This window comes from Alteromonas sp. LOR (genome assembly GCF_000753865.1).
In the GTDB taxonomy this organism is placed as follows: Bacteria; Pseudomonadota; Gammaproteobacteria; order Enterobacterales; family Alteromonadaceae; genus Alteromonas.
In genome coordinates this window covers 1-10,112 of record NZ_JQFW01000028.1, presented here as the reverse complement: position 1 = coordinate 10,112, position 10,112 = coordinate 1, and the positions used below count along the sequence as shown (strand labels likewise).

Sequence of the window (10,112 nt, the reverse complement as noted above, 5' to 3'; positions counted from 1 at the left end):
AAGGAGAGACTTGAACTCTCACGCCGTGAAGCACTGGAACCTAAATCCAGCGTGTCTACCAATTCCACCACTCCCGCGAAAAAGTGGGGTGGACGATGGGACTTGAACCCACGACAACCGGAATCACAATCCGGGGCTCTACCAACTGAGCTACGCCCACCACTGAGGTGTTATAGTTTACATGTGAATTGATAAACATGTAAACGTAAAGATTCTATCGATGTGGTCAGGACCTACCTGACCCGCATGGCGCGCCCGGCAGGATTCGAACCTGCGACCCACGGCTTAGAAGGCCGTTGCTCTATCCAGCTGAGCTACGGGCGCTCGACGAATCTTTTTTCTTTACAAACGTTTTTGTAAAGACCTCTGCAAACGTTGTTGCAAAGAATTGGTCGGTGAGACAGGATTTGAACCTGCGACCCCTTGTACCCAAAACAAGTGCGCTACCAAGCTGCGCCACTCACCGACAATGTAACTGCTTTCGAAGCGTTTTGCCTCTGTGCCGTTACGGGGTGCGAATATTACTGACTTGCCCCCACCTCGTCAAACACTTTTTGAAATAAAAAAATCAACCGCTCATAAAGCGTGCATTCTTGTGTTTTTTTATACAAACCGTATGCTTTTTGAACGTAAATTTGAGGTATTGGCCGTGGGTAAGCCGCGAAAACTTAAATACACAGATGACTGGAAAGCATAAATAAAAAGCACAAATGAAAAAAAGAATAGAAAATAAATTATTAAGCGCACTTGATATCTGCTCTTCTTAATTAGATATTTTAGAAAAGTGTCCTAAGTACTGCTTTTAAGAAGTCAAACTCTCTCCTTCTCAGTCTTTAGTCAAAAGCTCAGATTTACCGAAATAATAAACTGGTTTCATATATTGGTTTTGTGAAACAATAAGCAACACTCATTAATTACTTTATGAATTTGTGTTTATGACTGCTCACCTAATTGATGGCAAACTAATTGCCAAGCAAGTTCGCCAGCATGTTGCTTCTTACGTCGACTCATTAATAAAAGCGAAAAAGCGTCAACCCGGCTTGGCCGTGGTTTTAGTTGGCAGTGACGCTGCCTCTCAAGTCTATGTATCGAATAAACGAAAGGCGTGTGAAGAAGTAGGATTTATATCTCGTTCTTTTGACCTTCCATCAGACACCACAGAAGAAGCACTTCTTTTATTGGTAGATGAGCTTAACGAAGACAAAGAAATAGACGGTATTCTTGTTCAATTACCGTTGCCAGCAGGACTGAACGCCGAGCGTGTCTTAGAGCGCATTCACCCGCACAAAGACGTAGATGGATTTCATCCCTATAATATAGGCCGTTTAGCGCAACGGATACCGGCCCTTCGCCCTTGCACCCCTAAGGGCATAATGACAATGATTGAATCAACGAAACGCCCGGTAAAAGGTTTAGACGCGGTCATTGTTGGCGCATCAAACATTGTTGGTCGCCCAATGAGTCTTGAGCTTTTGCTGGCGGGATGTACAGTAACCACTTGTCATAAGTTTACCCAAGACTTAAAGAATCATGTTCAGCGCGCTGACTTGCTGGTCGTTGCCGTGGGTAAGCCCAATTTCATTCCTGGTAGCTGGATAAAACCTGGCGCCATTGTTATTGATGTGGGTATCAATCGTGTAAGCGACGGTTCATTAATTGGTGATATTGAATTTGAGCAGGCAAAAGAGCGTGCTGGATGGATAACGCCGGTGCCTGGCGGCGTAGGCCCGATGACGGTAGCAAGTCTTATTGAAAACACACTAGAGGCATACGTAAAGTATCATTCTTAGCAGCATTCTTAATAACATAATTGCGCAAGCTTCGCATCGCATATGACCTATGCGATGCTTTTGAGAAATGCCTTAACGTAGCGCTCCATAGAATGGCCTAGCTTATAGCTGGGCGTTTTCTTACAGCACACTCTTACAAACTTGATTGCTTCTTTACACTTGAGGCACATATTAGCGAACAGTGTTATTTGATGAAACCAGTTGAATCTTCAGGCGCTAAACAAGCGACACAGCACTCTAATGATGAGAGCTCTGGTAACGAGCAATCTAGCGACAGCCACGCACATTTCATAGAGGCGACTATGAAATGGATTGATGACATTGTTATTCACCATAACTTTTGCCCCTTCGCGTCCTTCGTAAGAACGCCTAATCAAATTCATTGCTGTGTAATTGCAGGCAATACCGGTGATGTACTAGAAGCACTTTTTGAGGAATTAAAGCGCTTAGATAATGCTGACGATATTGCAACAACCCTTATAATTCTCTCAAATACGTCTTTCACAGACTTTAATGAATACTTAGATGTGCTGTCTATTGCAGAGGCCATGCTTCACGACTGGGGTTTTTCTGAGCGCTATCAGCTAGCCAGCTTTCACCCGAAGTATGTTTTTGAGGGCAACAGTATTGATGACTCTGAAAATTACACTAACCGCTCACCTTATCCGCTCTTACATATAATTCGAGAAAGCGACATTACTCGTTATATGAAAAACGAAGAAGATGCACAAAAGATATATACCCATAATATCGCAAAAGCCAACGAGCTTGGCTGCCCTTATTTTGAAAAAACGTTGTCGTCTATCAAACAAGCAAAAAACAACAAAGATTCAACAAAATGACGATAAACGATGAATTTCGCATTAACGCAATTGCCACCATAGCAACACCATTCAAGCAAAAATTTGCGGTACCTCGGCAGGCTAACCTAAGCGCAGCAAAGGGAATTATTTCCTTTGCCACCGGTTTTGACGATATCAATATGCTAAAAGGTATCGAAAGTTACAGCCATCTCTGGCTTCTATTTGTATTTCACGAAACGATGGAACGAGGGTGGAAAAGTACTGTTAAAGCCCCTCGTTTAGGCGGCAATGCCACAATGGGAGTGCTAGCAACGCGAAGTACCCATAGACCCAATTCTATCGGTATGTCGGTAGTAAAGAATAATGGTATTCATACTATCGACGTCAAACCAAGATTAGTGGTTGAAGGCATAGATTTAGTAGACGGTACTCCCATCATCGATATTAAACCTTATCTGCATTACGCCGACAGTATTCAAAACGCCACAGATAGCCTTGATCAAATGCGTCCTATTCCTCAGCGACCGGTAGAGTTTTTAGATGAAATTTCACCACAGCTTCTAAAAGCCTGTGAGCAACACAGCGATTTCAAACTCCTAGTGCGTGAAATTTTAGCCCAAGACCCCCGCCCCGCCTATAAGCAAAACACAGAAAGTGATGACAAAACCTATAGGGTAACCCTCTACGATCGGGACATAGGATTTATGGTGAAGAACGGCATTGTTGTCGTCACACAGATAAATACAATATAAAACACACAGTATGTAGCGTAATGGCTCGTACTTAATTAGAATACATAAGATTAAATTTTATTTTACAGGAATACTGTTTTACATGCGCACTAGTCAATATTTGCTCGCCACGCAAAAAGAAACACCTGCAGATGCAGAGGTTATCAGCCACCAGCTAATGTTACGTGCTGGTATGATCAGAAAGTTAGCGTCGGGGTTATATAATTGGCTTCCTTCAGGCCTTCGCGTTCTCAATAAAGTGGCCAATATCGTTCGTGAAGAAATGAACAAAGCCGGCGCAATTGAAATATTAATGCCTGTTGTTCAACCTGCCGATCTCTGGGAAGAATCTGGTCGCTGGGAAGAGTACGGCCCAGAACTACTGCGTGTGAAAGACCGCCATCAGCGTGATTTCGTTTTAGGTCCCACTCACGAAGAAGTTATTACTGCTCTTGTACGCAATGAGGTGAGCAGTTATAAGCAGCTTCCGCTGAACCTGTATCAAATACAAACCAAATTTCGTGATGAAGTTCGCCCTCGCTTCGGCATTATGCGAAGCCGCGAGTTTACGATGAAAGACGCCTATAGTTTCCACTTAGAAGACTCGTGCTTAGAAACTACCTATCAAAAAATGTACGATGCCTACAGCAATATCTTCACCCGTTTGGGCCTAGATTTCCGTGCTGTTATTGCCGATTCTGGTTCAATTGGAGGTAATCATTCTCATGAGTTTCATGTATTGGCAGACTCTGGTGAAGACGCCATTGCGTTCTCTAATCAGAGTAACTATGCGGCAAATGTAGAGATGGCTTCTGCTACTGCACCTGAAAAAGCAATGGCCTCTGGCGCTTCGCGTGAGACTAAGCCTGTGAGTGGACACACTTTAGAAGAGGCTCTTAGCAGTATTAATATTGCAGCGAGCAACGCAGTAAACGTGTTCGTAGTGAAGGGTGCTGAAATCGATGAAGGCAACGCCGATGCTGCGCTAAACAGTGATGAAAAATGGGTTGCACTTGTACTTCGCGCAGACCACACACTCAACGATGTCAAAGCAGAAAAAATTGATAGCGTTGCTACACCGCTAGTTCAGGCCTCTGCTGAAAAAGCAGCACAGGTACTAGGTGTTTCTCCTTTATTTGCCGATGCAACCACCTTAACTATTCCTACCTTTGTTGATTCAAGCGCAGCAGCGCTAGCCGATTTTACGTGCGGTGCTGGAGAGCAAAACAAATTAGCCATTAATTCAAATTGGTCTGAAGAGATTAATGCGGTTGATATTCGTAACGTCGTCGCCGGAGATGTATCTCCTGACGGTGAAGGAACACTCGACATAAAACGCGGCATTGAAGTGGGTCATATTTTTCAACTTGGTAGAAAGTACTCTGAAGCCATGAACTGCGGTGTATTAAGCGAAACGGGTAAGCACCAAACGCTTACCATGGGCTGCTATGGTATTGGAGTATCTCGTATTGTTGCCGCCGCTATAGAACAAAACCATGACAAGTTTGGTATTAAATGGCCTGACGCCATCGCACCTTTCAAGGTGGCGGTTATCCCGATGAACATGCACAAATCTCATCGCATAAAGGAAACGGCTGAAGCTCTTTATGAAGCGCTTCTAGCACTTGGTATAGACGTACTTTTCGACGACAGAAAAGAGCGTCCAGGTGTCATGTTTAATGACATGGAATTAATTGGTATACCTCATAGTATTGTTATTGGCGAAAGAAACTTGGATAATCAACAAGTTGAATACAAGAATAGAAGAACTGGCGATAAACAGTTATTAGATATCAGTGCCGCTAAAGACTTTATAGCCGCGCTCTAACTTCTGGCGTTGCCCAAATAAGTAGATGATGGGGCTTAGTATATGCGGTTAACATTTTATGGCGTTAGAGGTTCAATTCCGACTCCCGGTGCGGACTTCGTGCGCTATGGCGGAAATACTGCGTGTGTGCATATTGAACTTGAGGATGGTACCGATATCGTCCTCGATTCAGGCACAGGCATTCGCTTACTAAGCGCTCAACTTATTCAAAAGACGTCGCCAATTAATATTTTACTTAGCCACAACCACTGGGACCATATTCAGGGCTTTCCCTTTTTCACGCCGATTTATCAAAAAGACAGAGAAATAAATATTTTTCCAGGTCAGACTAATCTCGATGAACCAGATCAGATACTTCGGCAAATGGAAGGCTCTTTATTTCCCGTTCCACGTACAGCTTTACACGCAAAGATAGATATTGTGCAGCTACCAGCGGAGCAAGAAAGCTTCACTGTTGGCAGCGCACATATAAAGCGTGTACCAATGAATCATCCAGGTAAAGGAAGCGCCTACTGCATTGAAGCCGATGGATGCAAAATAGCGTACATTACTGACAACGAGCTTTATCCTCCTTACAAAAAAGAAACTGATTTTCAGACATTTGCTGCCTTTGCTAGCAATGCCGACCTGTTGATCCATGACGCCCAATATATGGGTTCAGATATGCCAGCTAAAAATGGCTGGGGCCATTCTGTTGCTGAAGAAGCGGTGAAACTTGCTATGGCAAGTAACGTTAAACAACTCGCTTTATATAGTCACGACCCAGAGCGCACTGACAACGACATTGATTTTGTGGTCGCGCACTGTAATGACTTTGTTGTTGCGGCTGAATCCCCGCTAACCATATTTGCTTCGGCTGAAGGTCAAACCCTGGACTTCAACAAGCCTTAATTTAAACCTCAACTTAGAACCTTAAGATCATAACCCGGAGAGTAAAAGGTGAATTTAAAGCCTTTGTTTTTTTTAATTACATCTACGTACATTTTACTAGGTGCAAATACCCTTGCGCATGCGCAGGAGTCAGACTCAAGTGATGAACAAACAACATCTAGTGCTGCTAAGGAGGAAGACAAATCTGATTTATCTTCAGCTATTGAAGAAGGCATTGAAGTTATTGATATCATCAAACGAGATACCACAACAGAAAGTGCGCTGGATAATAGAATAGCAGGTGATAAAGAAGCCCTCGATAATGTGTTTGCTATTACTCAGCATCGTCAAAACTATCTACTTCCTTTTACGTACGTAAAAAACCCAAACTCCGCGGGTAATCAGGAGCTGACCGAGGAAAATGTCGACAGTAAAGAGGCGAAATTTCAGTTAAGCATGAAGCTGCCTTTATACCTTGAGGACACGGGTTTTGACGGACTGTATTTTGGTTTTACACTCACCTCGTTTTGGCAACTTTATAATAGTGAAGTGTCTAAACCATTTCGTGAAACCAACTACGAACCAGAAGTGTTTTGGCAAAAAACCGGTGACTATTCCGTATTGGGTTATAAGTTTAATACCTTTCAATTAGGCTTCAATCATATGTCTAATGGCCAGAGCGGGCTTCGCTCTCGCAGTTGGAACCGCATATTTGCCTCAATTACATTTAGCGATAATGACGATATTTATTACTTAAAAACATGGTATCGCGTGCCAGAAGATGAAAAAGACGATCCATTAGATGCCAGTGGTGATGACAACCCAGATATCGAAGACTTTTACGGCCGCTTCGAGCTTGGCTATGGCAGAAAGATTGGCGCGTTTAAGATGCTCGCTCTTGTTCGAAATAACTTAGACTTTGATGAGAATAGAGGCAGCTTTCAACTGGATATGACCTACCCTATTTCAGACCGCTATGAGCTGTTAGTGCAATATTTCAACGGCTATGGCGACTCACTGATAGACTACAATCGCTCACAAGAGCGTATTGGCATAGGCTTCCAAGTAACGTTCCTTTAAGGTCTATTGGCAACTGCAAATAAGGTTTTACATTACTTGCAGTAAAGCTGGAAACCGCTATTCAACAACACCCGCGGCGCGATACAGTTGTATGTGCACATCAACAAGCGCCGCAATGTCCCGTTGATATCCCCCTCCGATTACCGCAGCAATTGGGAGCCCCTCCCTCTCTGCCAAGTCGAAAATAGTTTTATCTCTGTGATACACACCCTTTGTAGAAATATTTAATAGCCCCAAATCATCATTTACATGCACATCTACGCCAGCATCGTAAATGATGGCATCGGGCTGAAATTGGCGAAAAGCGAGTGTTATAGCCTGCTCCAACGTGGTGAGATATTCATCGTCCTCGGCCGCTTTAGGGAGGCCAATATCAATGTTGGATACCTGCTTTCTATGGGGAAAATTCTTTTCACCATGAAGAGAGAGTGTAAAAATGTCGTCATCGTTTTCGGCCAGCTTAGCGGTGCCGTCACCTTGGTGCACATCTAAATCGATAATAAGTACGTTATCAATGCCCTCGTGAGATTGCATCGCCTTGGCTGCCAAATACAAATCGTTGAATAGGCAAAAACCCGATCCGAAATCGGCAAAAGCGTGATGATAGCCGCCGGTCAAATTTAAGGCTTTGCCGGTCTCTATGGCAAGATTAGCAGTTTGAATTGTTCCGGCCACTGCGGTGCGCGTGCGCTCTATCAGTTGCTCAGACCAAGGGAAGCCTATTCTTCGCATCGCCTTTTTATCAAGGGTACCTGTGGTGAGTTGCTCCACATATTCAGGTGAATAGAAGCGTATTAACTCTTCGTTAGTCACTGGCGTTGGGGTGCTAAAACGTGATGGGCTCACTCCTCGAGCAATTAACTCATCTCTAATTCCCACGTATTTCTCGATTGGAAACCGATGCCGGTCTGGCAGAGAGAGTTGGCTATAGATGGGGTGAAATACTAGGGGTATCATGAAGTCGCAACAACCTTATAAACAGCATTAGTGGCAGAGGAGGCCTATGCTTCCTCATTGAATAGTGTCAAAGCAGGCTTAGCGGGTCAAACTGTTCACCACCTTTTCAACGTTGTATGACATATTTTTCATAGAGCGAGACATATCGTCACGCTGGGCGAGTTCGTGATAGCGCTCGGCAGAAGTCACCACACTACCAATAATAGATTCAACTTGCCCTAGCACAGCCTCTTGCTCATCAGCCGCTTCATTAAGCGCCACCACAACACTCGCCGTCTCCTGAATGTCTCTCACAACGGTATTGAGTCGTTCGAGGGCCGATTCCGCCTCAGCGGCGTTGGTATCGGATAGCTGTTTGCCAGCATTCATGGCGGTTACCGCACTCATAGCCTCTGACTCGAAGCTGCTTAGAATATCGTTAATCTCTCTGGTGGACTGTTGCGTTTTAGCCGCCAACGCTCTTACTTCATCAGCAACCACAGCAAAACCTCTACCGTGCTCTCCAGCCCGCGCAGCTTCAATGGCAGCATTTAGCGCTAATAAATTAGTTTGGTCTGCTATTTCATTGATCACATTCACTACTTTTAAAATGTTAGTACTGCGAGATTGAAGCTCAGTCACAATGTCACTTGATGCTGTAACGGTTTGCGCAAGTTGCCTAAACCCAACGTTGGCTTTTTCGAATGTGGTGTAGCAACTTGCTACATTTTGTTCTGAATTGTTGGTGGCTACGGCTACCTGATCAGTGATTGCTACCAGATTTTGCACAATGCCCTTTAATTTATCCGTGCTAGTGTCCAATGAACGAGACGTGTCTCTTTGCTCATTAGCCCCTTGCATAATGAGGTCACTGACACTGGCAAGGGACGTAAATGCGCCGCTCATTTCCTTCTCGGCATCTTTTAATTGCCCTACCGATACGTTGAGTTTCTGTTGCAAGGCCCTTGCTGAATTCGCCAGTACACCCAATTCGTGGTCGCTGGTATATGTGAGGGCGTAGTCATAATCGCTGTTAGCCAGGTTAGAGATGCATTTAGCAACCTCTTTGGTAGGGTTGATCACCTGTGAACGTAGCCTTGCGATAACATAGCTTAACGACAATATTGACAGCACAATGGCGGCAAGAAGAATAAGCCACAGCATGTTACGCGTACTTTGCTTGAGTTCCTCTATCGCCGTGGCCGACTGTAGTGCTATGTCATCAGCAATACTGCCTAGAAGTTTGGCGGGTTCTCTATCGATGCCTCGTACATAACTATCACCGACTTTAGGATCGAAGCCTGAATTGACAAAAGCGTCGTACCCTTCGCGGTATTTGGTTGCCATAATGCCATGTGCTATTTGAAACTGGCGAATCTCTGCTTTTGCTTCATTACTGATTACATCATTTTGCAGCATGGCACTAAACTTTGCTTGAATGTCACTTTCGCGCTGCTTAAACCGCTTCCAATACTTTTCTCTATCGGCTCTGTCATGGCCTCGAAGTAGCACATTCTTCCACTCTTGTACCTGAGTTTTAAAGGTACTTAGCACATCGTTAACGTCGCGCTCAGACTGAACCAGCGTATTTTCAAGTTCGTCAAAAGCATTTAGCAGTGTAAATGACTTTAAAATTGACGCACCGTTGAGTAAAACAAGGAGAAAGAAACTGGCGAGGACGGGGGTAATAACCAAACGGCTTATACTTGTGTACTTGAACACGACATGACCTTTAACTTAAAGATTAACAGCACTATTAGATGATATTTTTATGACAGTTGCGTTACGCCAAAGGTATAGCAGAGAATACTTATCACCTGCACTTTATACCTATTACTTATTATGAAAGCGCATTGGCTTAAAAATAAGTACCTAAAAACCTAAAGCTTAAACCAGCACAGTCTACAAACTTTCGCTTGCGTAAATATAGTTGAGATTAAAAAGAATTGAGATTAAAAAGAAAGGTGCGGTAGAAATGAAAAAAGAGCCACGTGGGTAATGCCAGTCAGTTAAGCTGACTGGCATTTTTCTTTTTAGTAGGGTACTTGCTAGGTTTGGGTTTGACGCACCGAGG

At 43.9% G+C, this 10,112-nt stretch carries 8 protein-coding genes and 3 tRNA genes; 6 read left to right on the top strand and 5 right to left on the bottom strand.

Translation table 11 applies throughout. The features are described 5' to 3' along the window. Positions 1 to 84: 84 nt before the first annotated feature. From JV36_RS0110460 to JV36_RS0110450, 3 genes are all read right to left on the bottom strand, one after another. Positions 85 to 160: transfer RNA gene (locus JV36_RS0110460), tRNA-His, on the bottom strand. Between the two features lie 87 nt (positions 161 to 247). Beyond that, a tRNA-Arg gene (locus JV36_RS0110455) sits at positions 248 to 324 on the bottom strand. Between the two features lie 65 nt (positions 325 to 389). Next, positions 390 to 466, bottom strand: a tRNA-Pro gene (locus JV36_RS0110450). Positions 467 to 935: 469 nt separating this feature from the next. Here JV36_RS0110450 and folD point away from each other — a divergent pair. From folD to JV36_RS0110415, 6 genes are all read left to right on the top strand, one after another. Further along, on the top strand, positions 936 to 1,790 hold the full coding sequence (folD, locus tag JV36_RS0110440; RefSeq protein WP_032096874.1) for a bifunctional methylenetetrahydrofolate dehydrogenase/methenyltetrahydrofolate cyclohydrolase FolD: 855 nt from the start codon (positions 936 to 938) through the stop codon (positions 1,788 to 1,790). A gap of 191 nt (positions 1,791 to 1,981) precedes the next feature. Next, positions 1,982 to 2,632: a DUF1415 domain-containing protein gene (locus JV36_RS0110435; RefSeq protein ID WP_081926600.1), complete on the top strand. Its 651-nt coding sequence runs from the start codon at positions 1,982 to 1,984 to the stop codon at positions 2,630 to 2,632. Beyond that, positions 2,629 to 3,345 carry a tRNA (N6-threonylcarbamoyladenosine(37)-N6)-methyltransferase TrmO gene (tsaA, locus tag JV36_RS0110430; protein ID WP_032096873.1) on the top strand — a complete coding sequence of 239 codons (717 nt, stop codon included), beginning with the start codon at positions 2,629 to 2,631 and terminating at the stop codon, positions 3,343 to 3,345. The genes JV36_RS0110435 and tsaA overlap by 4 nt, the downstream gene beginning before the upstream one ends. An 82-nt stretch (positions 3,346 to 3,427) precedes the next feature. Further along, on the top strand, positions 3,428 to 5,152 hold the full coding sequence (locus tag JV36_RS0110425; RefSeq protein ID WP_032096872.1) for a proline--tRNA ligase: 1,725 nt from the start codon (positions 3,428 to 3,430) through the stop codon (positions 5,150 to 5,152). Between the two features lie 42 nt (positions 5,153 to 5,194). Beyond that, complete coding sequence (locus JV36_RS0110420; RefSeq protein WP_032096871.1) at positions 5,195 to 6,043, top strand: MBL fold metallo-hydrolase; 849 nt, start codon at positions 5,195 to 5,197, stop codon at positions 6,041 to 6,043. A 63-nt stretch (positions 6,044 to 6,106) separates the two neighbouring features. Further along, positions 6,107 to 7,102 (top strand): phospholipase A, encoded by a 996-nt coding sequence (locus JV36_RS0110415; protein WP_052010269.1) that lies wholly within the window; start codon positions 6,107 to 6,109, stop codon positions 7,100 to 7,102. 57 nt (positions 7,103 to 7,159) lie between these two features. Here JV36_RS0110415 and JV36_RS0110410 read toward each other — a convergent pair whose 3' ends face one another. Together JV36_RS0110410 and JV36_RS0110405 are read right to left on the bottom strand one after the other, a co-directional pair. Beyond that, complete coding sequence (locus tag JV36_RS0110410) at positions 7,160 to 8,059, bottom strand: histone deacetylase family protein (protein WP_032096870.1); 900 nt, start codon at positions 8,057 to 8,059, stop codon at positions 7,160 to 7,162. Positions 8,060 to 8,137: 78 nt separating this feature from the next. After that, positions 8,138 to 9,760 carry a methyl-accepting chemotaxis protein gene (locus JV36_RS0110405; protein ID WP_032096869.1) on the bottom strand — a complete coding sequence of 541 codons (1,623 nt, stop codon included), beginning with the start codon at positions 9,758 to 9,760 and terminating at the stop codon, positions 8,138 to 8,140. Positions 9,761 to 10,112 lie beyond the last annotated feature (352 nt).

Coding starts and splice junctions, on each gene's coding strand:
- folD (WP_032096874.1), top strand. CDS start 936: ATGACTGCTCACCTAATTGATGGCAAACTAATTGCCAAGCAAGTTCGC.
- JV36_RS0110435 (WP_081926600.1), top strand. CDS start 1,982: ATGAAACCAGTTGAATCTTCAGGCGCTAAACAAGCGACACAGCACTCT.
- tsaA (WP_032096873.1), top strand. CDS start 2,629: ATGACGATAAACGATGAATTTCGCATTAACGCAATTGCCACCATAGCA.
- JV36_RS0110425 (WP_032096872.1), top strand. CDS start 3,428: ATGCGCACTAGTCAATATTTGCTCGCCACGCAAAAAGAAACACCTGCA.
- JV36_RS0110420 (WP_032096871.1), top strand. CDS start 5,195: ATGCGGTTAACATTTTATGGCGTTAGAGGTTCAATTCCGACTCCCGGT.
- JV36_RS0110410 (WP_032096870.1), bottom strand. CDS start 8,059: ATGATACCCCTAGTATTTCACCCCATCTATAGCCAACTCTCTCTGCCA.